Origin of the sequence: Aeromonas veronii (assembly GCA_041319085.1) — a bacterium.
GTDB classification, from domain to species: Bacteria; Pseudomonadota; Gammaproteobacteria; order Enterobacterales; family Aeromonadaceae; genus Aeromonas; species Aeromonas veronii_F.
Genome location: CP101033.1, coordinates 1,172,743 through 1,196,461, shown reverse-complemented (window position 1 = coordinate 1,196,461; position 23,719 = coordinate 1,172,743). Strand labels below are relative to the sequence as shown.

The 23,719-nt window shown below is 54.9% G+C and carries 21 protein-coding genes and 8 tRNA genes; 14 read left to right on the top strand and 15 right to left on the bottom strand.

From position 1 onward, the window contains the following. Positions 1 to 119: 119 nt before the first annotated feature. Positions 120 to 308: an AlpA family transcriptional regulator gene (locus NMD14_05880; protein ID XEI33939.1), complete on the bottom strand. Its 189-nt coding sequence runs from the start codon at positions 306 to 308 to the stop codon at positions 120 to 122. A 285-nt stretch (positions 309 to 593) separates the two neighbouring features. On the opposite strand from NMD14_05880, the gene NMD14_05875 reads away from it, so the two are divergent. Then, complete coding sequence (locus NMD14_05875) at positions 594 to 1,565, top strand: hypothetical protein (GenBank protein ID XEI33938.1); 972 nt, start codon at positions 594 to 596, stop codon at positions 1,563 to 1,565. Positions 1,566 to 1,711: 146 nt separating this feature from the next. On the opposite strand, the gene NMD14_05870 is transcribed toward NMD14_05875, so the two are convergent. Then, a complete protein-coding gene (locus NMD14_05870) occupies positions 1,712 to 2,980 on the bottom strand; it encodes an integrase arm-type DNA-binding domain-containing protein (protein XEI33937.1) in 1,269 nt (422 codons plus the stop codon). Positions 2,981 to 3,424: 444 nt separating this feature from the next. Between NMD14_05870 and NMD14_05865 the strand changes: the two genes are divergently transcribed. From NMD14_05865 to NMD14_05825, 9 genes are all read left to right on the top strand, one after another. Continuing rightward, positions 3,425 to 3,501 (top strand) — tRNA-Met (locus tag NMD14_05865). Between the two features lie 8 nt (positions 3,502 to 3,509). Then, positions 3,510 to 3,584: transfer RNA gene (locus tag NMD14_05860), tRNA-Gln, on the top strand. Positions 3,585 to 3,630: 46 nt separating this feature from the next. Next, positions 3,631 to 3,705, top strand: a tRNA-Gln gene (locus tag NMD14_05855). A 36-nt stretch (positions 3,706 to 3,741) separates the two neighbouring features. Beyond that, a tRNA-Met gene (locus NMD14_05850) sits at positions 3,742 to 3,818 on the top strand. 8 nt (positions 3,819 to 3,826) lie between these two features. Beyond that, positions 3,827 to 3,901 (top strand) — tRNA-Gln (locus tag NMD14_05845). 33 nt (positions 3,902 to 3,934) lie between these two features. After that, positions 3,935 to 4,009 (top strand) — tRNA-Gln (locus NMD14_05840). A 36-nt stretch (positions 4,010 to 4,045) separates the two neighbouring features. Beyond that, positions 4,046 to 4,122: transfer RNA gene (locus tag NMD14_05835), tRNA-Met, on the top strand. An 8-nt stretch (positions 4,123 to 4,130) separates the two neighbouring features. Then, positions 4,131 to 4,214: transfer RNA gene (locus NMD14_05830), tRNA-Leu, on the top strand. 499 nt (positions 4,215 to 4,713) lie between these two features. After that, positions 4,714 to 5,316, top strand: a complete 603-nt coding sequence (locus NMD14_05825; GenBank protein ID XEI33936.1) for a beta-phosphoglucomutase family hydrolase — start codon at positions 4,714 to 4,716, stop codon at positions 5,314 to 5,316. 87 nt (positions 5,317 to 5,403) lie between these two features. Here the strand turns inward: NMD14_05825 and NMD14_05820 are convergent, their stop codons facing one another. The 13 genes from NMD14_05820 to NMD14_05760 all read right to left on the bottom strand — a co-directional run bounded on the left by NMD14_05820 (position 5,404) and on the right by NMD14_05760 (position 17,825). Then, entirely contained in the window at positions 5,404 to 5,664 is a 261-nt protein-coding gene (locus NMD14_05820; GenBank protein ID XEI33935.1) for a hypothetical protein, read from the bottom strand. A 147-nt stretch (positions 5,665 to 5,811) separates the two neighbouring features. Beyond that, entirely contained in the window at positions 5,812 to 6,978 is a 1,167-nt protein-coding gene (locus NMD14_05815) for a transposase (protein XEI33934.1), read from the bottom strand. 40 nt (positions 6,979 to 7,018) lie between these two features. Further along, a complete protein-coding gene (locus tag NMD14_05810) occupies positions 7,019 to 7,972 on the bottom strand; it encodes an IS1595 family transposase (protein XEI33933.1) in 954 nt (317 codons plus the stop codon). A 346-nt stretch (positions 7,973 to 8,318) separates the two neighbouring features. Next, positions 8,319 to 9,116 (bottom strand): DUF1338 domain-containing protein, encoded by a 798-nt coding sequence (locus NMD14_05805; GenBank protein XEI33932.1) that lies wholly within the window; start codon positions 9,114 to 9,116, stop codon positions 8,319 to 8,321. A gap of 59 nt (positions 9,117 to 9,175) precedes the next feature. Then, a complete protein-coding gene (astD, locus tag NMD14_05800; GenBank protein ID XEI33931.1) occupies positions 9,176 to 10,645 on the bottom strand; it encodes a succinylglutamate-semialdehyde dehydrogenase in 1,470 nt (489 codons plus the stop codon). A gap of 176 nt (positions 10,646 to 10,821) precedes the next feature. After that, the gene (gene astA, locus NMD14_05795; protein XEI33930.1) at positions 10,822 to 11,841 is read right to left on the bottom strand and encodes an arginine N-succinyltransferase; all 1,020 of its coding nucleotides are present in this window, start codon (positions 11,839 to 11,841) and stop codon (positions 10,822 to 10,824) included. Between the two features lie 76 nt (positions 11,842 to 11,917). After that, positions 11,918 to 13,135 carry an aspartate aminotransferase family protein gene (locus NMD14_05790; GenBank protein ID XEI33929.1) on the bottom strand — a complete coding sequence of 406 codons (1,218 nt, stop codon included), beginning with the start codon at positions 13,133 to 13,135 and terminating at the stop codon, positions 11,918 to 11,920. 276 nt (positions 13,136 to 13,411) lie between these two features. After that, positions 13,412 to 13,993 (bottom strand): aminodeoxychorismate synthase component II, encoded by a 582-nt coding sequence (locus tag NMD14_05785; protein ID XEI33928.1) that lies wholly within the window; start codon positions 13,991 to 13,993, stop codon positions 13,412 to 13,414. A 20-nt stretch (positions 13,994 to 14,013) separates the two neighbouring features. Next, positions 14,014 to 14,229 carry a hypothetical protein gene (locus NMD14_05780; GenBank protein XEI33927.1) on the bottom strand — a complete coding sequence of 72 codons (216 nt, stop codon included), beginning with the start codon at positions 14,227 to 14,229 and terminating at the stop codon, positions 14,014 to 14,016. Positions 14,230 to 14,347: 118 nt separating this feature from the next. Then, positions 14,348 to 15,352, bottom strand: coding sequence for a tryptophan--tRNA ligase (gene trpS / locus NMD14_05775; protein XEI33926.1), 1,005 nt, complete (start codon positions 15,350 to 15,352; stop codon positions 14,348 to 14,350). 42 nt (positions 15,353 to 15,394) lie between these two features. Then, complete coding sequence (locus NMD14_05770; GenBank protein ID XEI33925.1) at positions 15,395 to 16,063, bottom strand: phosphoglycolate phosphatase; 669 nt, start codon at positions 16,061 to 16,063, stop codon at positions 15,395 to 15,397. Then, positions 16,050 to 16,724, bottom strand: coding sequence for a ribulose-phosphate 3-epimerase (gene rpe, locus NMD14_05765; protein ID XEI33924.1), 675 nt, complete (start codon positions 16,722 to 16,724; stop codon positions 16,050 to 16,052). The genes NMD14_05770 and rpe overlap by 14 nt, the downstream gene beginning before the upstream one ends. Before the next feature lie 318 nt (positions 16,725 to 17,042). Further along, entirely contained in the window at positions 17,043 to 17,825 is a 783-nt protein-coding gene (locus NMD14_05760; protein XEI33923.1) for a hypothetical protein, read from the bottom strand. A gap of 302 nt (positions 17,826 to 18,127) precedes the next feature. Here NMD14_05760 and NMD14_05755 point away from each other — a divergent pair, with 302 nt between their 5' ends. The 4 genes from NMD14_05755 (at position 18,128) to NMD14_05740 (ending at position 23,343) form a co-directional block, all read left to right on the top strand. After that, the gene (locus tag NMD14_05755; GenBank protein XEI33922.1) at positions 18,128 to 18,949 is read left to right on the top strand and encodes a peptidoglycan DD-metalloendopeptidase family protein; all 822 of its coding nucleotides are present in this window, start codon (positions 18,128 to 18,130) and stop codon (positions 18,947 to 18,949) included. 172 nt (positions 18,950 to 19,121) lie between these two features. Continuing rightward, positions 19,122 to 19,805: a glycerophosphodiester phosphodiesterase gene (locus tag NMD14_05750; protein ID XEI33921.1), complete on the top strand. Its 684-nt coding sequence runs from the start codon at positions 19,122 to 19,124 to the stop codon at positions 19,803 to 19,805. Between the two features lie 151 nt (positions 19,806 to 19,956). Beyond that, on the top strand, positions 19,957 to 21,834 hold the full coding sequence (locus NMD14_05745) for a methyl-accepting chemotaxis protein (protein XEI33920.1): 1,878 nt from the start codon (positions 19,957 to 19,959) through the stop codon (positions 21,832 to 21,834). A 129-nt stretch (positions 21,835 to 21,963) separates the two neighbouring features. Continuing rightward, positions 21,964 to 23,343, top strand: a complete 1,380-nt coding sequence (locus NMD14_05740; GenBank protein ID XEI33919.1) for an IS4 family transposase — start codon at positions 21,964 to 21,966, stop codon at positions 23,341 to 23,343. The last annotated feature ends 376 nt before the right edge of the window (positions 23,344 to 23,719 follow it).

Genomic DNA, 23,719 nt, shown 5'->3' with positions numbered 1-23,719 from the left:
GTAGGTATATTACATATACCGAATAGATAGAGGTTAAAAACTCTCGGCATCCTCAGTTCTTTTTGCTTAAGTGCTACGTGAATACCTTCATTCATAGACGACAACATACTCTTGAGTTATTACATCGACACGAAGCTACTCCAGGACCTGTTCTCAATCCAGGCGATGACATCACTTAACCGCCACGCCACAGCTCTTGGCCCCAAAGAAATTTGACGAGGGAATGAACCTTGCTTTATCAAACGATAAATTGTGGCTTTGGACAACGTGGTCATTTCGGTAACGTCTTTCAGTTTAATGAGTTTCATGGCTTGCTCTCCCGCTATTGGTTCATAGCTGGAGCAACACCGTAATAGTTTACGTATGGAGCCGGGTTACATCTCATATGGCCTGCTCACTGTCTTGGCTGCTCACCACCTCTAACGCAATCTACTCATACCAAGCCTATAGAGGGCTATGCTCACGATAATGGCTGAAATCAAGAGAGATTATCAATACCTAAAAAACTCGTGAAAACCATCACAAAAAACTCCATTTAAGATACACAAAAATACTCATTAAACACTACAATGTAGTTTTTGAGAGAGAGCAATATGCCAAATACATTACGTGACAAAATAATTACGCTTCAGTTAAGAGATGAAATATTTTCAGACTATGTATGGTACAGCGTATGTGAAATAAACGATGTCCCAAGTGAGCGGACGCCTTGTCGCACAGAATTGGAACGCCAATTAACCACTTTGGTGAACATGCCCCCATGCCAACACTTCATTTCACAGCATCCAATAAAATGCAGTGATTCATATGGACTCAATAGGCTTATTGAAATCATTAAAAATGAATTCAATGAAAAATGTCTTACAAAAGAAGATTACATCTGGCTGAATGAAAAGGATAATAGAACAATTTTTTATATATGGCGCCAACTAGAACACTTGATTAGTAAACCACTAGATGACAACCAATGCTATGATGACTTTGAGTTAACTTTTATGCCTGCTAGCAATATCAACAATGCCAAACAGATCACTGGCATGGGAAATATTGTGATTGAAGAGGCAACCAAGCAAAAAATAGTTTGCTTAATTAACAGGTTGAAAGTCAGCAAAAGTGATAAAGCAAGAATAAATAATGCAATAAAAGATGATGCACGCCGTGTCATTATAAATAAGAAATTGGTAAATTGGTTTGAAAAATACAGAGATACTAAAACAGAATGGCTATGTGAATATTTATACAGAAAAAACCTTGGGTATAGATCACTAACCCTGCCAAATTCAAAACACTTAACAGATGATATAATTTCATTCTTTGACGTGCTTTATTCTTTTAATGAAGACAAGTCCAATTTTATATTTGTCACCATGAAAAAAGCATGGGACCAGTGTAAATACAGAGAAAATAACAAGGAAAAGAAACAATACAGCATTAACATGAGAAATGATATTGGTAAAATTCTTGATGAACTCAGTCGTGCTAAAGGTGAGAATAAGAATGCGATTGTTGAAGCACTTATCAGAGCTGAGTATGATGAGATAACTAAAACTAGAACTAGAACTTGAACTTTCTACAAAAATACGGCAAGGAAACGCCAATTAGTTTCCTTGCCGTATTTAACCATAGTTCCAATACTGGCAACTAAACTTCCTCACATTAATCATGAACCATAATAGCCTCAAATATAACTGATGTAATTTATCAATGGCATCTATTTCCTGAAGTTTATAGTAACAACATTGTCTGGGATTATATTTTCTGTTGTTGTGAGTCTTTCAATATACTCACCCCATTGTTCAAAAAGCCGAGCTACCTGTTCCGCACGTTTACCCGCTTGATAAGTAGCAACGAGACGATCTCGCTTGCTGTGATTAAGAGCAAGTTCAATCACACTTTCATTTGCATCCAAATACTCTGCACAACAGCTAGCAAAGCTACGCCGTAAATCATGGACGGTGAATGGCTCACTTTGTGCCATAGAAATAGACTTTACCTTATTTATCACCCAACGAAGGGCATTGCCATCAATATGACCTTGTCCAGCTTCGTGTTCTCTTATTGCCTCAAAAACCCAAGGACTGCCACTGCTAATAGCTCGTTGATGAGCAAGGATCTCTAGAGACATCTTATGAAGCGTGACCGCATGCTCTTTACCATTCTTGGTATTACTGGCAGGAATGATCCATTTGTTGCCAATAACTTGCTCCCAGGTCATGCCCGTAGCTTCTCCACGGCGAACACCAGTTAACAAAATCAAACGTAAACAGTTTGACTGAGATGGATGGAACCCTCCTTCTGATAGCCCTTGCCAAAAAGAAGCGACTTCCTCACGACAAAGCCAACGTTGACGAGGAGGTGGCGCCTCAGCCCCAATTGTTGATGGCTTAATGGTTCGAGCTGGATTCAGTTCGAGCAATTCTAGGTTCACAGCATGATCTAGCATCTGAGCACAGATAGTCAGTGCCTTTCGCGCAGCCTGTATGCTGCGCCCTCGAACCTTAGATAAGTGAGCAAACAACACTGCTCGCGTCACATCTTTCAGTAACAGACGACCAATGGCTTTGCTTATATATAGTCGGTGAGTATGACGGTAGGCTTCAACGGTAGATGCTCGGGCAGGCTTGGCAACTTGCTTCCACTCCAACCACTCTTCAAAAAACGCATCAAATGTCGGCATAGCAGACCGCTTCACTTTGGATGCTTTGGCAACAGCCGCAGGATCTTCTCCTGCCTTAACCAAAGCAACAGCCTTACCGTGCTCAACCCGCGCAGTTGCCAAGCTCATTGCCGGGTAAGAGCCCAATGTGAATTTTCGGGCCTTATTATTGATACGATAACGGTAAAGCCATGTTTTAGAGCGCCCACCACTGCGAACCTCGATACACAACCCACCACCAGCACCACTAGCCACAGCAACCACCTGCCGTTGACCATCCTCCGCCTTCAAACTGGCGATTTCCCGATCTGTCTTAAGCGCCACCCTAGCCCCCTTTGTTCAAGCTGTGTACACAATAGCATTTTGAGTACGCAACTGCGTACACAAAATACCTGACTACCAGTGATTCCACCTGAAACGTCGCGAGACAAAAAACAATTTAATTTATTGATAATAAATAGATTTAAATAAAGGGTGAGACCTCATGACACGAAGAGAGACTCACTCAAGACCAACTTCCTGTTCAACGTCTGATCCCATGACAGGCCAGCATTTGCTGGCCTGTTTTTTATCTGCCATTGTCCGGGCAATAATGGCAATGTCTTAAAAAAAACCAGATTGTTGGGCTTTTGCGCAACAGAGGCCAATAACTGGTCAAACGCACTCAAATTGCGTTTTTCTGGCAAAAAAAGGGTTGACGCCCCAGAGCCAGATACGCATAATTCGGCCCGCACGGTGACAAGGTAACGACTCACCGGAAGCAAGGTTGGCTATGTAGCTCAGTTGGTTAGAGCATCGCACTCATAATGCGGGGGTCACAGGTTCGAATCCCGTCATAGCCACCATCTCTAGTTGGGGTATCGCCAAGCGGTAAGGCAGCGGGTTTTGATCTCGCCATCCCTAGGTTCGAATCCTAGTACCCCAGCCATTTTTAAAAGTTCTTTGCCAGTCTCATGACTGTTGAGGAACGCTGTTGGGGTATCGCCAAGCGGTAAGGCAGCGGGTTTTGATCTCGCCATCCCTAGGTTCGAATCCTAGTACCCCAGCCATTTTTACTTGTATTTGACTCACGTTGAACACAAGACGGCTATGTAGCTCAGTTGGTTAGAGCATCGCACTCATAATGCGGGGGTCACAGGTTCGAATCCCGTCATAGCCACCATCTTTAGTTGGGGTATCGCCAAGCGGTAAGGCAGCGGGTTTTGATCTCGCCATCCCTAGGTTCGAATCCTAGTACCCCAGCCATTTTTAAAAGTTCTTTGCCAGTCTCATGACTGTTGGGGTATCGCCAAGCGGTAAGGCAGCGGGTTTTGATCTCGCCATCCCTAGGTTCGAATCCTAGTACCCCAGCCATTTTTACTTGTATTTGACTCACGTTGAACACAAGACGGCTATGTAGCTCAGTTGGTTAGAGCATCGCACTCATAATGCGGGGGTCACAGGTTCGAATCCCGTCATAGCCACCATTAATATTGCGGAAGTGGCGAAATTGGTAGACGCACCAGATTTAGGTTCTGGCGCCCTAGGCGTGAGAGTTCGAGTCTCTCCTTCCGCACCATTAATAGCAGTACCAAACAAACCAGCTCACGCTGGTTTTTTTGTATCTGAAATTTACCTCTCCCCAGTTTTTCTCCCGCTCCTCTATGAACCCATCTCCACGTTAATTCACGTTCACGCCCCCTTCATTGATTCCGAGCACGCTCCTCTCACGACCACAAAAAGTGGCCCGCAGGCCGTTTGTGCGTACATTCATCAATTCGGCGGGAGCCATCTCGTCCCCCTTGGCAGGCTCTGCAGCAGCCGGATATAGCTCCAGTTAGCGGCCTAAGAAGTGGGAAGCCTCGCCGCTTGCGGCGGGGTGGAGTCACGGGATATGTTCGAGGTCATAAGCGGACTCGCTGATCTGATATGCCAAAGTATCCGGCAATGAACGGATTCGTGTCGCCCAAATCAGCAAGAGAGAAAAACGGTGGCCACCATCTGCCCAACCATGAAGCAGATCCCACAAACCGCCGACCGTTTCTGCTAGCCTGCTCTATTTGATTCGAGGAGCTCCCATGAGCGAGCGTGAGCAGTACGGGTTTGATCACTACGATGCCCTGATTTTCGATATGGATGGCACTTTGGTGGACTCCATGCCCCTTCATCTGGATGCCTGGGAGCTCACCTGCGCCGAGTTCGGCATCCCCTTCGAGCGGGAGCAGCTCTATCAGTACGGCGGCATTCCCACCCGCAAGATAATCGCCATGCTGGCCGAGCAGCAGGGACTGACGGTGGATGTCGAGGCCTTTACCCGTCGCAAGATTGCCCTCTACACGGCGCATATCGACAAGGTCAGCGTCTTTCCCCAGATGTGGGAGCTGGTCAGGCACTATCACGGCAAGGTGAAGATGGGGATTGGCACCGGCTCACCGCGCAGTCAGGCGGACTCCATCCTGAAGAGTACCGGGCTCGATGCCTATATCTCTGTGGTGGTGAGCGCTGATGATGTCACCAACCACAAGCCGCACCCCGACACCTTTTTACGGGTGGCCGAACTGCTCGGCGCCAATCCGGCAAACTGTCTGGTGTTTGAAGATACCCGTATCGGGCTTGAGGCGGGCAAGGCGGCAGGGATGGATACCGTGCTGGTCATCGAAGGTGACCTGCACCAGCGGTAAACGGCTCAGGGCAAGCAGGCAAACCGATAAAATGATGCTATTACAATGGCACCATTTTTGTGTACGCGAATATGGTGGCGGCGTAGTTCAGTGCCCGGACAGAGTAGCGATCGCCGCAGGAATAGCGGCAACCGTCAGGCAAAGGGCGTTGGCCTGCGCCTCATCCAGGAGTGCCTGCTGATTACGCAGCAGCTCAAGGGCTTCGGCCGGGGTATCTGCAAACGTTGGGGCGGCGATGGCGGAAAATCCCTGCTCGACCAGTTGACGACGCTCATCGCTATAGCTGGGCGCATTGGCATCTAGATAGGTAACCGCCTGACCCTGCTTGAAAAAATGATAGTTAGGCATCAATTGGCCCCACAAAAAGAAAGCCTCATTCTACTCCTTTTTACTCCACCGCCTGCGTCAATCTGTAGCGCGACAAGTGATCTCATTCACATTTTCACCAACAACCTGTGACTGCACCCCGCCGCAAGCGGCGAGGCTTCCCACTTCTTAGGCCGCTACCGTCAGATTGACGGATTTACGCTGGCCTCCATGGGCAGAAACGACGAGCCCCGCCGCTTTTAATTCCAATATTCCTTGCTGTCGAATGTTCATGGCCGCGTTGATGTCGCGGTCATGCTCTGCCCCACACGCTGGACATACCCACTGTCGTTGGTGAAGTGGCATCTCCGGCATCTTGTGGCCGCACTCACTACATAGTTTAGAGCTGGCGAACCACTGATCGAGTTTGATTAGGTGGCGGCCCGCCGCTTGGGCTTTGTACTCCAGCCTCATGATAAAACCATGCCAGCCAGCATCGCCAATGGCGCGGGCCAGCTTGTGGTTTTTCATCATATTGGTTGTTTTAAGCGTCTCCACGATGATCGCTTGGTTATCGTCAACTATCGTGCGAGAGAGTTTGTGCTGAAAATCAGCGCGAGCATGGGCTACCCGCTCGTGCAGGGCGGCCAGCTGTAATTTGGCCTTACTACGATTGGCACTGCCTTTTTTCTTGCGAGACAGTGCTTTTTGCTTTCGCCGCAGATTGCGACTGGCCTTGATAAGATGGCGCGGGTTGGCCATCTTTTTGCCACTCGACGCAATGAGGTAGTGGGACAGCCCCATATCATAGCCTGTCACCTCTGTGATGAGGGAGGGCTTGGCGGGAGCCTCACGGCCATCATCGCAAAGGATGGAGGCATAGTATTTCCCTGTCGGGCCACGGCTGACTGTGATGCTGGAGACCACGCCGATAATATCTCGGTGAATGACAGCTCGGATGGGCGTCATCTTCGGTAACAGGATGGCATCGGTCAGCACTTTGCCATTGGGGTGGTAGCTCGATTGCCTGCCTCTCTTGCTCTTGAAGGTGGGCATCCTGGCCTTGAGCTTGGGGTTGAAAAAATTGGCGAATGCCTTGTCCAGGTTGATCACCGCCTGCTGTAAGGCTTGTGAATCGTACTCTTTCAGCCAGCTGTATTTGCGCGATTTTTTTGCCACGGCGAGCAGGGGTTTCAAGTCGCGTTTGGGTTTCAGTGAAACCCCGTGGCGCTGGAACATGTGCCGCTGAATATGAAGGGCTTTGTTGTACGCGAACCGCACCGCGCCGAACTGGGCATTGAGGAATGCCGCTTGTTCGTCGGTGGGGTAAATACGTACTTTTGTGGCTCTTTTCATGATTAAAAACACAGGCTGTATATAAGCGGCGCTGTTCCCTTTACGTGTAGGTGAGCCGAGTGACTCCGCCAAGCAGCCATGAACAGGATGTATTCGGCTCCTGGTTCACCACTCGAAACCAAGCAAGGTAGTTTTCCAGGTAGTCTGTCCCTACTCCGTGAAATTTGGCCATCCATTCCCGCCAACGACTCACGTAGTTATTGAGGGTCTGGATGTGGAAAACATCATCTTCTACTCGATGATGAGCGCTGGCGATCAACCGCTTATGGATCACGCCCGGCGCGTTCTGTGCAATCGTGCTGTAACTTAGATTGCCATCCGTGCACAGGATTGTTCCCGCCGTGAGGAGTGGTTTTAGGGAAGGTTCGATTTGACTCAAGCTTTTATCTAACAACACAGCATCACTTTCTCGACCATATCGATCTAGCGCGATTAAGAGCGGGACCAAGGGTATATGCCCACGTTTTTTACCCTTCGCGCCCCGGCGCCTTGCTGGACGATCCAGATGACGTCGTCCCTTAAATGATTCGGCTACAAATACCTCATCGGCCTCGACGATCCCGGCCAATTGCTTGGCTCGAGTGGTCAGTGCGTAGCGCAGAAAGCGATGGCGCCAACGAAATGCGGTCTTCAGGTTGATGGCGCACTCTCTGGCAGCGGCTCGCAGCGACAACCCACGACTGAGGCAGTCAGCATAGGCAGCCCACTTGTGCTTGTGATGAAGCCCCGCCAAAGCAGAACCATCCAATTGATTGAATGTTTTGCCGCATGCCTTACAACGGAACCGCTGCTGACCACGAGCACGTCCCCAATGAATGACATGGGAGGAATTGCAACAGGGGCATGCTGCGACAGCCTCGCTCTGGTTTGCCAATGCCTGATGGAGTTGATCACGTTGCAGATGGTGACGAAGTTGTTCCTGGGCGCGTTCTAGTTGGATTGGGTCGAGCTGGGCAAAAGAACGCAGCATTGAGGAAAACGCTTGGCTGTCCATGGCAAGCTCCTTACTCAAATAACCTGAAATAAGTATAACGCTTGCCACCAATACGGCTCTGGAACAGCGCCATATAAGCACAGTTATAGCGCGTGCCAGTGAAATCAACAACCGCTGCGGACGTGCGGCAGGCGCGACTATCGAGACACTGAAGACATAGGCGGGCTCGCAAACGCATCAGATTAGCTCCCCTTATATCCCCGCCCGATTGGGCTAGGGTTTACGGGGCATCTGCTAATCAAATGGGGGTCGTGCAGATCCTAGTTCGTAGATTCAGGCAATACCTGACTCTCAAACAAAACGCCTCCGGCGAGGAGGCGTTGCGGCTGAAACAGAGTGGTTCCCATTACATGGCATTAGTCGATTCAAAGATTTTGTCGGCCGACGCCTCGACGAAGCCCGGATAGAGCACGCCGTCCGCCTGCGGATAGCGCAGGGCAAACTCGTAGAAGCAGCTCGGGATGGTACGCACCCCATCGCTGAACGGCACCTCTGCTTTGTCCGCCATGGTGGAGGATTGCTCCAGCATCACCTGCGGGTCCCCTTTCACCTCGCCACCCACGCTGTTGAGCACGAAACCCGCCGCCTTCAGTGCCGCATTGACCTGATGGATGGTGTCGAAATCCTTCAACTTGTTGATATTGACCGTGAAGTGGTTGGCACGATAGCCCCAAGCTGCCATCCAGGCTGCATACTCGCTCTCAGCCAGCAGGGTCTGGTAGTCGGCGTAAGAGACCTGCCAGGGGGCGCCGGTGTAGAGAAATGCCGGGGTATCGGTCAGATGATCGGGCACCTGATCCGCCAGCTTGTGGATGATGGCCTGGGCAGCCGGAGAGAGCTCTTCGACCTTCAGCTCGCTGATAAACACCTTGGGAGCGTCCGGATCCTGATGCTCGAAGTGCTTGGCGTAGAGCTTCTTGGCCTTGAAGACATACTCGCCCTTCTGCTCGTAACCGAGCGCCAGAAAGTGGGCTGCCAGCTTCTCCAGCCCCAGCTTGGGCAGGTTGTAGGTACGAAACGCCACGTGATCGTTGACGATGGGCTCGCCGCCACCCAGCAGGGTGTGCACCTTGAGGGCGCTCGGGGTCACCTTGATGTAGTTGTCCCACAGATGGCTGAACAGGGTGTCGATATCCTTTTGCATCTCTCTTTCCTTTGATTGCGGGTACAGATCGGGGCACCGCTGGATGCCCCGTGTCGTTATTAGAAGCGCAGGCCGGGCGACAGTTGATCCGGCATGGCGGCTTTGCTGTCTTCGACGGAGGCAACCGGATACGCACAGTAATCAGCGGCATAGTAGGCGCTCGCCCTGTGGTTGCCGGAGGCACCCACGCCACCAAACGGCGCGGCACTGGATGCACCGGTAATGGGCTTGTTCCAGTTGACGATGCCGGCGCGGATCCGCTTGAAGAAGTGGTGCCAGTCCGCCTCCTTGTCACCCAGCAGACCGGCCGAGAGACCATAACGGGTAGCATTGCCTTGATCGATGGCGGCATCGAAATCGTCATAGCGAATGAGTTGCAACAGCGGGCCAAAGTACTCTTCGTCCGGCAGCTCGCTGACTGAGGTCACGTCGATAATGCCCGGGGAGACAAAGCCGGTACCCGCTTCCAGATGCTTGAGGGTAAGCAGGCTTTCGCCACCCAGCTGTTGCAGGTTGGCTTGCGCCTCGACCATGCCCAGTGCAGCACGTTCGCTTATCATCGAGCCCATGAACGGCTGCTCGGCTGCGTCATAGAGGCCGACCTTGATCTGGCTAACCACCTCGACCAGTCGCTTGACCAGCGCATCGCCCCGCTCGCCCCGCTCGACAAACAGGCGGCGGGAGCAGGTGCAGCGCTGACCGGAAGTGATGAACGCCGACTGGACGATGGCATGCACAGCGCCGTCGATGTCGCTCACGTCTTTCACGATCAGCGGGTTGTTGCCGCCCATCTCGAGGGCCAGAATTTTGCCCGGCTGACCGGCAAACTGCTGATGAAGGAAATGGCCGGTGCGGGAGGAGCCGGTGAAGAAGAGGCCGTCGATATCGGGGTTGCCAGCCAGCGCCTTGCCGGTCTCGACCTCCCCTTGCACCAGATTGAGCACGCCCTTGGGCAATCCGGCCTCCTGCCACACCTTGACCATGGCCTCGGCCACCATGGGGGTCAGCTCGGAGGGTTTGAACACCACGGTGTTACCCGCAATCAGCGCCGGGACAATATGGCCGTTGGGCAGATGACCCGGGAAGTTGTAGGGGCCGAACACCGCCACCACACCGTGGGGCTTGTGACGGACAAACGCCTTGGCGCCCGGCATGGCATTTTCAACGGTGCCGGTACGCTCGTCGTGGGCACGGATGGAGATGGCAATCTTGCCCTGCATGGCGGCCACTTCGGTGCGGGTCTCCCACAACGGTTTGCCGGTTTCGCGGGCGATAGTCAGGGCCAGCGCCTCTTTCTGCTCGCCGAGCAGGTCGGCATAACGACGCACTATGGCCAGACGATCCTCAAGGCTCATATCCGCCCAGTGGTAGAAGGCGGCACGGGCGGCCTTGACGGCGGCATCCACCTGCGCCGCGCTGGCGGCAGCCCCCTGCCAGATCACCTCGTTTTTGGCCGGATCGGTTGACTCGAACGACTTGCCTTCACCAGCAAGCCATTGACCGTCGATCAGTTGTACAAACTGGCTCATTATATTTTACTCCCTGACTTGGCCACTCTTTTAATGCATATACCCGAGAATTCAGCTGGCGGTTGATGCCACTGACAATAGAAAAATTGCACTAACTGGCTCATCCATTCACTCCCTGTCGCTGGCAGGCAGCCTCGGCTGCCTGTCTGATAATCGGTTTGCTTGTGTTGTTTGCCTCAGTCGAGGTCAACCACCCGAACCATGTCGCCATCCTGCACCTTGAGTGCCGCCGCCATCTTGGGCGGGATGATGGCTTCGTGCTTGTCGAGATCGACCCGGATATTGCCGTAACAGGCGCGGTACTGTTCGAAACGGCTGTTGCAGAGCAGGTGGGTGCGACCGCCGATGGGCTCGCCCACCAGCACCCGCAGTTTCTGGCTGCGACGCACGCTGCGGATATTCTTCAGTTCGCACTCGACCGCCGGCCCCGCATCGAAGATATCGACATAGCCGCGATTAACGAATCCCTCGTCCTGCAGCATCTTGATGGCCGGGCGGGTCTTTTCGTGGGTCTGGCCGATGACGGCCCGCGCCTCTTTGCTCAGCAAATTGACGTAGATGGGGTACTTGGGCATCAGCTCGGCGATAAAGCGCTTCTTACCGATGCCGGTCAGATAGTCGACGGTGGGAAAATCCATCGAAAAGAAGTGAGTCTGCAGCCACTCGTAGAAGGGGCTGTGGCCATCCGCATCGGAGACGCCGCGCATCTCGGCGAAGACGGTCTCGTCAAACAGCTCAGGGTGCTCGGCCATAAACAGAAAGCGGTGCTTGGAAAGCAGGCGGCCGTTGAGCCCCTCACGGGCACATTCGCGCAGGAACAGGGTGCAGAGCTCGGAGTTGCCGGTGTAGTCGTTGGAGAGGGTCAGGGTTTCCACGACGTTGTAGATGCCGAGCTTGGGTGAGGAGTGCACCACCTTGCCGATGTGGTAGTTGTAAAACGGCTGAGATAGACCCACTGCGGCATCGATGGCGCAGGTGCCCACCATCTCGCCGGTCTCCAGATCCTCGGCCACGAAGAAGTAGAGGCAGTCCCCTTTGCCTGCGGGCTTGTCGGAAAAAGTCTGGGTAGAGGCGTCAATCTTGCGCTGCAGCAGCTCATCGTTGACAGGCAGCGAGGTCATGCCAGTGCCGGACTCGATGGCGCAGGTCTTGAGCCCGGCAAAATCTTTTTGCTCGATGGGACGGATAACCAACATAAATGACAACTCCCTTTCATTGACGACAGGTGGGGTCCCGGCTCCTGCCGGGAGAGCTCCCCACCTCAATTTGGAATCAGGCGTTAACCACTTGGGCAACCGCCTTCTCAAAGCGGGCCAACCCTTCCTTGATGTCCGCTTCCGGGATCACCAGTGAAGGAGCAAAACGGACCACATTGGTGCCGGCGACCAGGGCCATCAACCCCTGATCGATAGAGGCCAGCAGGAAGTCGCGCGAACGTCCCTTATAGTCCTCGTTCAGCACGGCCCCCAGCAGCAGCCCCTTGCCACGCACTTCGCTAAAGCAGTGGTATTTGGCATTGATCGCCTCAATCCCCTCGCGGAACAGCTGTTCGCGCTGCTTGATACCGCTCAGCACTTCCGGGGTGTTGATAACGTCGATCACCGCCTCGGCCACCGCGCAGGCCAGCGGGTTGCCGCCATAGGTAGAGCCGTGAGTGCCCACTTTCAGGTGGGAAGCGATATCGGTGGTGGTCAGCATGGCGCCGATGGGGAAACCGCCACCCAGTGCCTTGGCGCTGGTGAGGATATCCGGTGTGACGCCCAGCCCCATGTAGGCAAACAGATCGCCGGTACGGCCGACGCCGGATTGCACTTCGTCATACACCAGCAGGGCGTTGTGCTTGTCGCACAGCTCGCGCACCCCTTTGGCAAACTCGTCGGTGGGACGAATGATACCGCCCTCGCCCTGCAGCGGCTCCATCACCACGGCGCAGGTATTGTCGGAGATGACCGCAGCCAGAGCAGCCAGATCGTTGTAGGCCACATGGGTGATGTCCGCCGGCTTGGGACCGAAGCCATCGGAGTAGGCAGCCTGGCCACCGACGCTGACGGTAAAGAAGGTGCGGCCGTGGAAGCCCTGATTGAAGGCGATGATCTGGGTCTTCTGCTCGCCAAACTTCTCGATGGCGTAGCGGCGAGCCAGTTTGAGGGCCGCTTCGTTCGCTTCGGCGCCGGAGTTACAGAAGTAGACCTTGTCGGCGAAGGTGGCGGCGACCAGCTTCTTGGCCAGACGCAGGGCCGGCTCGTTGGTCATCACGTTGGAGAGGTGCCACAGCTTTTCGCCTTGGGTTTTCAGCGCCTCGACCAGCTTGGGATGACAGTGACCCAAGCCGTTAACCGCGATGCCACCGGCAAAGTCGATATACTCGCGCCCTTCCTGATCCCAGACACGTGACCCTTCACCACGCACCGGGATGATCTTGGCGGGCGCATAGTTGGGAACCATCACTTCATCAAACACTTCACGTGTCACTGCCAACAACTCTGACATATAGCTCTCCTTCGATTCGGCGACAGAATAATCCACCGCCCAAAAGTTAAATTCGTGTAAACGCAACGGGATTATCACAGAAAAAAAGTAAAAAGTCTGTAACAAGACGGCCTATGAGGAACAATATTCGATTGACCTTGAGATTTTAGGCAACCGCATTGCATAACGACTCAGGGGGGCTTGGCAAGAGATAATTTGGGCAGGAGAGGGGGTGAATAAAGTGTCAGGGGAATTTTTTTTGCCTTCTCTCGAACTTGAGAAGGCGATCACAATTTTTTATGAACGCGCCAGAAAATTGGCCAGCAACTGATGGCCCTGCTCGCTCAAAATACTCTCCGGATGGAACTGAACCCCCTCGATAGGAAGCGTCTTGTGGCGCAGCCCCATGATCTCGTCGAACGCACCATCGGCATGCTCGCTCCAGGCGGTGATGTCGAAGCATTCTGGCAGCGTGTCGCGCTCCACCACCAGCGAGTGGTAACGGGTGACCCGCAGCGGGTTGTTGAGCCCCTTGAACACCCCCTCATCCCGATGGCGGATGAGCGAGGTTTTGCCATGCATCACCTGACGGGCACGCACGACGCGGGCGCCGAAGGCTTGCGCCAGCGACTGATGACCGAGACAGACGCCGAGAATGGGCAGCTTGCCAGCGAAATGGCTGATGGCGTCGAGAGAGAGCCCCGCCTCATTGGGCGTACAGGGACCGGGAGAGATCACCAGAAAACGGGGGGATAACTGCTCGATATCGGTCAGCGTCAATTCGTCATTACGCTTGACCACCACCTGCTGGCCCAGCGCACCAAAATATTGCACCAGATTCCAGGTAAAGGAGTCGTAGTTATCAATTAACAGCAACATGAGATAACCGACGGCAGAAATTAACGATCGAGAAAACGACCCTGTTCCATTTCCCGCTCACGCTGACACTCGGCCAGATAGATGGCGGCTGCAACGGCAGGGGTTTTATGGTGTTTGTCGATGGCATTGGAGACCATCAATTGCAGGGTATTGAGGTTTTTCGCCTTGCGAAATTTACGTAGCCAGTGACCTTTGTCACTCAGCTCTTCAGCAGAAATAGTTGGTTGAACAGACATGCTTTCTCTTGGGGATATTACCCATGTTGAAATAAAGAAATTAAACAAAATAGTCGGGCAGAAAATAAAGAAAGCCAGGCAAATACCCAGCTCCCTTCTACTACACCTTCCCAGTATGTCAGGCTCGAGGAACGAAGCCGACTACATCATATACGCTGGTCAGGGTTTTTTCAGCTCTTTCGCGTGCCTTTTGTGCCCCTTCGGCCAGAATCGCGATCAGATGGGCCTCATCCTTACGCAACGCGTGGAAACGCGCCTGGATCGGTTCCAGCAGCGCGACCACGGCCTCGGCGGTCTCGGTCTTGAGGTGGCCGTACATCTTGCCTTCGAAGTGCTGTTCCAGCTCGGGGATGGAGCGACCGGTCACACCGGACATCAGGGTCAGCAGGTTGGAGACCCCCGGTTTGTTTTCCGGATCGAAACGCACCACAGCCGGCTCGTCGGAGTCGGTCACCGCACGCTTGATCTTCTTGACGATCTGCTTGGGATCTTCCAGCAAGCCGATGAAGTTGGCCTCGTTGTCATCGGACTTGGACATCTTCTTGGTCGGATCCTGCAGGCTCATCACCCGTGCCCCTTCGGTCGGAATGAAGGGTTCCGGCAGGGTGAACACCTCACCATAGAGGTTGTTGAAACGGGTGCAGATGTCGCGGGTCAGCTCCAGATGCTGCTTCTGGTCGTTGCCGACCGGCACCTGATTGGCCTGATAGAGCAGGATGTCAGCGGCCATCAGCACCGGATAACCGAACAGGCCGACGTTGACGTTGTTCTCGAAACGGGCGGACTTGTCCTTGAACTGGGTCATGCGCGACAGCTCACCCATCTGGGTGTAGCAGTTGAGGATCCAGCCCAGCTCGGCGTGCTGCGGCACGTGAGACTGGATGAAAACGGTGCTCTTCTTGGGATCGATACCGACCGCCAGATAGAGGGCGGCGGCATCCAGACAAGCCTTGCGCAGGGCAACCGGGTCCTGGCGGGTGGTGATGGCGTGCAGGTCGACGATGCAGTAGAGGCAGTCGTACTCATCCTGCATGTTGACCCACTGACGCAGGGCCCCCATGTAGTTGCCGATGGTCAGCTGACCGGAGGGTTGCGCCCCGCTCAATACGATTGGTTTAGTCATCAAAGTGTTAATCCTTGTTATTCAGCTAGCCCAGCGGCGCTATTAGCTCAGCAGCGCATCGAGCTGGGAAAAATGTTCGAATACCCAGTCAGGCCGGGAGTCGGCGATAGGCCGGCCATAGTTGTAGCCGTAAGTCAGGCCCACCACCTTCATGCCAGCCGCCTTGGCCGCCAGCACGTCGTTTTCGGAATCGCCCACCATCAGGGTGCGAGCCGGGCTCACCCCCAACTCCTGACAGGCGTGCAGCAAGGGCTCCGGGCTCGGCTTTTTGACCGGCACGCAGTTGCCACCAAGCCAGAGTGCGAAACAATCGCTGATGCCAAGCGCATCGAGGATCGGAGCCACGAAGTCACTAGGCTTGTTGGTGACGATCGCCTGCTGGTAGCCCAGGGTTTGCAGGCGACGCAGACTCTGCACCACCCCGTCATACATCGCCAGCCCTTGCAGCAGGCAGGCGTTGTAGTGCTGGAAAAAGATCGGGCGGGCTTTGGCAAACAGCTCGGGGTCTGCCTCGTGATAGGCAAGGGCCCGCTGGATCAGCTTGTCGGCCCCGTTGCCGACCCAGGTTCGGATCACAGCTTCATCGGCCTGTGCCAGACCCAGATCGGTCAGCATCAGATTGACTGCCAGCGCCAGTTGGGCGGCGCTGTCAATCAGGGTGCCGTCCAGATCGAACAGCACCAAATCAAATGCGCGATCAGCGTGTGACATGAGCCAGCTCCGCCCGCATCTTGTCGATCACCGCCTTGTAGTCAGGCTGGCTGAAAATGGCAGAGCCCGCGACGAACATGTCGGCGCCCGCTTCGGCGATTTCACGGATGTTGTCGACCTTCACCCCTCCATCGATCTCGAGGCGGATATCGCGGCCGCTCTCGTTGATCAGACGACGCACCTGACGCAGCTTGTCGAGGGTGCCGGGGATGAAGCTCTGGCCACCGAAGCCCGGGTTGACCGACATCAGCAGGATCACGTCCAGCTTGTCCATCACATACTCAAGGCAGGAGAGCGAGGTAGCAGGATTCAGCACCAGACCCGCCTGGCAGCCCATCTCTTTGATCAGGCCCAAAGAGCGGTCAACGTGGTCGGACGCTTCCGGATGGAAGGTGATGAGGGACGCACCGGCCTTGGCAAAATCGGGAATGATGCGATCCACCGGCTTGACCATCAGGTGTACATCGATGGGGGCCTCGATACCGTAGTCACGCAGCGCCTGACAGACCATGGGGCCAATGGTCAGGTTGGGAACATAGTGGTTGTCCATCACGTCGAAGTGCACCACGTCGGCACCGGCAGCAAGCACCTTGGCGACATCGTCACCCAGACGGGCAAAATCGGCAGAGAGGATCGAGGGGGCAATCAGAAAGTCTTTCATCAGCATCATCCATTGGCAGCCAGGGAGAAAAAGCGGCGCAATTTTAACGTAAAAGTCAGGCGAAAACGACTCGAATGCGGGGGAAATGGGGCAATCATTCCCCCTCCCCCTGCTACCCGTGTTCTGACGCATCAGCACGGGCGCGGGCTCGCCATGGCGCTTGCGGTGCGGCCAATTACGCTGCGCTCACCGACCCGACTGACTAGCTCGTAGGTTGGTGCTGAACGACGTGCAGCCCAATGTTTACTGCGAACCACTTGTTCACGGCAAGGCGTGGCATCAGGCCGCTGCGGGCCCCTTCTTCATCGTGTCCGTTGATCAGGCGTCAAAACCAAACGGGCCGACCTGTGGCGGCGCGTCCTGCTGCGCACGCTCGTCTAGGAAAATATCCCGATAAGCCACATAGATGGAGTAGTTGAGCGCCGGGATCACCACCAGCAACCCCACCAGCAGCAGCGCCGCGCCAAACAGCAGCAAAATGGCAGAGAGCAGCCCCCACCAGCAGAAGGGCCACATATTGCGCCAGCAGCCGAAGAAGCTCAGCCGTACCGCCTGGATGATGCCGATATCGTGGTGGTAGATCAGCGCCGGTGCAAAGGTGACCCCCATCAGCACGGGAATGATGAGCAGCATCCCCACCAGCAACACCAGCAGCAGTTGTTGCAACTGACTCGCAGAGACCACCATGGTGTCGGGATCCTGAGTCAGCAACGGGAGCAGCCCCCACATGGAGAGCAAACCGAGACAGACGAGGCCCACCAGACTGAACAGCAGCAACACCAGCAGACCGCCGAGCATCAGCGGGGTCAGCTTGTGGCGAAAACCGGCGAAGAGATCGGCAAACTGCAGCGGCTCGCCCCGATAGCCCCGTGCGGCGACCGCCACCCACCCCGCGCCCCACACCATATAGAGCAGTTGGGAGAGGAGACCACCCGCCGGCAGTTGCTCCAGCAGCATGCCCACCATAAACCAGACCAGCACCATGGCCACGCTGATCCCCATCCCCTTGTTGAAGATATCGAACCCGCTGCGAACCCAGAGCCAGCCACGACCTGTCGGGTGCCGGGCAGGCGCTGTGCGCAAAGGGGATAATCCGTTCATATCGTCTCCTCGGAGTGTCGGTGGCATCAGTGCCGGCAGTCGATTCTAGAGCCAGGGCGGGGGCGACTCAATGGCGAAGCGGCCCGACCACGACATAAAACCTGACGCAGCGATGCACAAAAGGGGCGTCAGCCACGCCCCGCCTCTGGCTGCCCCGACCATAACGAGGCACAATCTGCCCCCTCCCCCAGCAGCCACTGTCGTGGCCAGCGTGCCGTGGTCACTCTTTAGTGATCGACGAATGCCGGACAGGGGATTGCCATCCCGTCATCCCGGGCGTTTTAACATCGAGTGGTATCGTCATGAGAGTTGTGTGTTGTCTGTTGTTGTTACTGGCCAGCCAGTCGGCCCTGGCCGAGGGTTTTATCAGTCGCCTGCTCAACCATCCGGTGCCGGGTGGCGTTGCGGTGATCCCTCTTGGCGCGTCTGCCACTGCCCCCACGGCCCGCTATCACGACAAACCCGTGCTGGTAGTGCGCGAAGACAACCAGTGGATCGCCATCGTCGGCATCTCTCTCAAAAACCCGCTTGGGGCCCAGCAACTGACCACAGGTGATGGCCGCACTCTCGGCTTCACCGTGACCCCCAAGCACTACCGCGAGCAGCACATCAAGCTCAAGAACAGCCGTCAGGTCAATCCGCTCGCCGAGGATATGACCCGTATCAACCGCGAGCTGGCGGAGCAGACCCGGGCTTACCAGACCTTCAGCCCCAACCAGCCGAGCAACCTGATGTTCGACAAGCCGGTCAACGGCCCCCTCTCCAGCCCGTTTGGCCTGCGTCGCTTCTTCAATGGCGAGGAGCGCAACCCCCACTCCGGCCTCGACTTCGCCGTGGGCGCCGGCACCCCGATCAAGTCCCCCGCCGCTGGCAAGGTGATCCTGATCGGCAACTACTTCTTCAACGGCAACACCGTCTTTGTCGACCACGGTCAGGGGCTCATCAGCATGTTCTGCCACATGTCGAAGATCGATGTGAAGCTCGGCCAGAGTCTGCCGCGGGGTGGCATCGTCGGGCGAGTCGGTTCGACCGGTCGCGCCACTGGCCCCCATATGCACTGGAACGTCAGCCTCAACGACAACCGGGTCGATCCCGCCATCTTTATCGGTGCCTTCAAGCCCTGAATCGGCACCGCCCGCTCACAAAAAACCGATAACAACACAGGCAGCCCACGGCTGCCTGTTTTTTGTGTTATGAATCATTCATATAGACTGCTTTACCCACCTCCAGACCCTGTTTTAGGCTAGAGCCACCGCATCTGAACGGAAACGAACCTCATATTGAAAGGAGCAGAACATGCAGATTATTGCCCACCGTGGCGCCAGCGGTCTGGCACCGGAGAACACCCTCAAGGCGATAGCCAAAGCGCTGGCGTTGGGAGCGCCAGCCATCGAGATCGACGTACAGGAGGCCGATGGCGAGTTGTGGGTCTTCCACGACCGGCGGCTGGAGCGTTGCACCAACGGCAAGGGGGTGCTGACCGAGCAATCGCGCGGCTATCTGGAGCAGCTCGATGCCGGTGAGGGAGAGGTGATCCCGACCCTGTGGCAAGTGATGGCGATCATCGCCGGACGCTGCGAGCTGCATATCGAGCTCAAGGGAGCCCATACCGCCGATGCAGTGGCAACCCTGACCCGACGGGCAGAGGCCGAGCTTGGCTTTACCGCCGCCCAGTGGGTGGTATCCTCCTTCCATCACCCGGAGTTGGCCCGCTTTGCCGCCCTGCGGCCCGACATCAGGCTCGGCGCCCTGACCGCCAATCGGCCGCTCAACCTGGCACAGTTTGCCGACAAGCTGGGGGCCTGGTCACTCAACTGCGACGTGGACTTTGTGGATCACTCGCTTGTTGCAGATGCCCATCGCCGCGGGTTAAAGGTGCTGGTTTATACCGTTGATTATCCTGAGGATTATGAAAAACTTGCCAGTATAGGTGTCGATGGAATCTTCACCAATCGACCGGATCGTTTTCTGGCGCAGTGAGGGCGCGATATGCGTATGGATAACCACTGATTTCGGCAGTGACTTTAAATCGCTGACCGGGATACAAAGAGTTCAATTTCGGCCGATAAGAACAGGTGCATAACAATAATTAATTTCCAACTCTCAGACTGACACTCACAAGGATGTAATTATGAACTTATCCATTAAAAACAAGCTGGTCCTGGCTATAGGTATCATCATTTTGGTGATCACCGGCCTGCAGGTCTGGTACAACACCTCGCAACTGCGCAGTGAAACCCAGCGACTGGTCTGGAACATCATCGACGAAAGCTCCATGGCCAACGTCAAGGGGATCTCCCGCTGGGTCGACTCCCGCATCAGCATGGTCAGCACCACCAAAGAAGCATTCAGCAAAGAAGATGAGCCTATCAGCCATCTGGCACAGTCGATGAATGCAGGCAACTTCGATCTGGTCTATGCCGGCACCGCAGACGGCAAGATGATCCCGAGTAAACCGACCGAGCTGCCCGCCGGCTATGACCCCCGTCAGCGTCCCTGGTACAAGGATGCGATGGCAGCAGGCAAGCTGGTTATCACAGCCCCCTATGCCGACATCGCTACCGGGCAGCTGATTGTCACCATTGCCGAGCCGTTCCAGCGTGGCAACACCCGGGGGGTCATCGCCGGGGACGTCTCCATCAGCTCACTGATCTCGGACATTCTGGCGGTCACCACCGAGGGTACCTACGCCATACTGGTGGACAGCAATGGCACCATCATCGCCCACCCGGATGCGTCGTTGAGCCTCAAGCCTGCTACCTCACTGGCCCCTGAGCTAACCGCATCTTATATCAACCAGATCGCCCATGACGGCATGATCAACGAGTTGGTGATCAACGGCAAAAAAGAGGTCTTTGACTTTAACGCCATCCCCAATACCAACTGGTATTACGGCATGATGGTGGATGAGCGTACAGCCTACCAGTCGGTACGCAGCATGGTCACCTCCTCCCTCATTCAGGGGCTCATCACCATACTGATCGTGGCGGGCTTCTCCTATATCGCCATCAACGGCTCACTGGCGCCCCTTAAAACACTGGGCGAGGCGATTGCCGATCTCTCTCGTGGCAACGGCGATTTGACCCGCCGCATCAAGATCGAACGTGAAGATGAGGTGGGCGCGGTCGCCAAACACGTCAACACCTTCATCGAGCGGATCCATGTGATGGTGCAGGATATCTCCAACTCTTCCGGCCAACTCAACCAGCAGGCCAAGTCCTCCCACAGCATGGCGGAAAAATCGAGCCAGGGTCTGGCTCGCCAGCAAAACGAGATCTCCCAGATTGCCACCGCGGTACACGAGATGTCCGCCACCGCAGTGGAAGTAGCCAGCAACGCGGAACAGACCGCCGATGCAGCGCGCAGCTCCTCCAGCAGTTGCGAGCATGGCAAGCAGGTGATCGCCCGCAACCAGCGCTCCATCACCGATCTGGCCACTCAGGTCAAACAGGCATCCGGCATCATTCAAGAACTGGAGAAGAACGCCCAGGAGATCAACACCATCCTCTCCACCATTCAGGGCATCGCCGAGCAGACCAACTTGCTGGCGCTCAATGCCGCCATCGAAGCGGCCCGGGCGGGTGAACAGGGTCGCGGCTTTGCGGTGGTGGCCGACGAGGTGCGGGTCCTGTCCCAGCGTACCCACAGCTCCACCGTCGAGATCCGCAGCATGATCGAAACCCTGCAACGCAATACCCAGGGCGCCGTCAGCACCATGCACGAGGGTCAGTTGCTGGCCCAGAACAGCGTGGAAGATGCGAATGATGCCACCCAGGCACTGGAGCAGATCACCGCCTCGATCAACCAGATCTCCGACATGGCCACCCAGATCTCCAGCGCCGCCGAGGAGCAGCGGGCGGTGACCGACGAGGTCAGCCGCAACATCCAGGCGGTCAAGGATGTCTCGGACGAGCTGGCGGTCGATGCCGACAGCTCACGCCATCTCTCTGAACAACTTAAAAATATTTCGGGTGAACTGAGCAATCAGGTCGGCATGTTCCGCATTTGAGCATGAGCAAAAGGGGCCGTACAGGCTGTCTCTTATACACAAATCCCCAAGCATCGCTTGGGGATTTTTTTGAACCTTTTCCCTTCTCCGTGATCTGACTCTTTTGCCATCCCTTATCACGGCTCTAATATGCATCTCACCCAACTCGAACAATGGGCATTCGACCAGTTTGGCCATGCCAATCTCAAGGACCCCAGACGCACTGAACGTCTCGTCAAACTCGCCACCGCCCTTGCTCAACAACCCGGAGATTGCGTGTCACAACTTCCCCTCTCACCCGCCGACATGGAAGGCTCATATCGCTTTATTCGCAACCACCATGTCAATGCCGATGCCATTGCTGATGCAGGCTTTGCCACCACCGCAGCCCTAGCCAGGGACTACGACCTGTTGCTGGCACTGGAAGATACCACGGCCCTGACCTTCAACCATGCCAGCGTCCATGATGAGCTGGGGCACACCAATCAAGGCAGTAGTCGCGCTCTGCTGGCTCACTCCGTCTTGTTGTTTGCTCCGCATAAATCGCAGGTGGTCGGCATGATTGCACAGCGTATCTGGACCCGTGATGTCAGCAAGCGGGGAGAGAGCCACCGGCATGCCACCCGGCCTTACAAGGAGAAAGAGAGTCGCAAGTGGGAGGAGGCATCCGTGGCCTTTGCCGCCCGTCTCGGCACTCAGATGGCCACCGTTATCTCGGTCTGTGACCGGGAAGCGGATATCTACGAATATCTGCATTACAAGCAGAGCAACCAACAACGCTTTGTGGTGCGCTCGATGCAAAGTCGCTGTATCGAAGAGCATGACCACAAGCTCTACGACTATGCCCGGCAGTGCCACTCTGCCGGCACCAAGGTCGTCAAAATACCGCAGCGGGGCGGCAGAAAAGCCAGAGAGGCCGTGCTCGACATCAAGTTTACCAAAGTCACCCTAAAGGCTCCGGCCAACAAGCGTAACGAGCCGGATATCCCGCTCTACTACGTGGGATGCATTGAGCAGGGCGATGCCTCTGACCGGCTGGAGTGGCACCTGCTGACTAGTGAAGCCGTGACCGACGATGCACAGGCCCGCAAGGTTATCGGCTATTACGAGCGGCGCTGGCTTATCGAGGATTATCACAAGGTCTGGAAGAGTGCCGGCACTCGGGTAGAAACCTTAAGGATGCAGAGCATGGATAACCTGAAGCGGATGTGCGTCATCTTGTCGTTTATCGCGGTGCGTCTGTTGCAATTGAGGTTTATCAACGAGGAGTCATCGGCACAGAATCAAAGCTGCGAAACGGTGATAGGCCCGACGGGGTGGAAGCTGCTTTGGCGAAAGGTAGAGAAAACGCCGTTGCCAACCAAGGTGCCGGATATGAGATGGGCGTACCGGAGCCTGGCCAAGCTGGGGGGCTGGAAGGACACTAAACGAACGGGGCGGGCTTCAATAGCGGCATTATGGGAGGGCTGGTTTCGACTCCAGACCCTCCTGGAAGGCTACGAACTGGCGCAGTCTCTTGAGCACCAATAGTTGTGATCAAGAGACAGCCGTACAGGCCCCTTTTGTTTTTCTAAATAGCGCTTAATTTTCAGTGATTAATTTCACATTCCCCGTCAAATCCCCTGCCTTTACATCCTTGTAATCCGTCTGGATCTATCAAATCACCGCCGTTGCAATTGCTACCACTCAGATTACTTTTTTCTATCAAAAAATGAATACCAATAATTCTCATTAAAAAATTACAATAAAAAACTTAAACTTTTTTTCGCGAGTACCTAAAAAGAGAGGTAATTCGCATTTTATTGAAAGAAAACTACGTACAATCCAGAAGTTAACGTATTCGTAGCCAGGTGTTCAACTGCTCTACAACACCAATAATGACGATAGTAACGACATTTTCATCCAG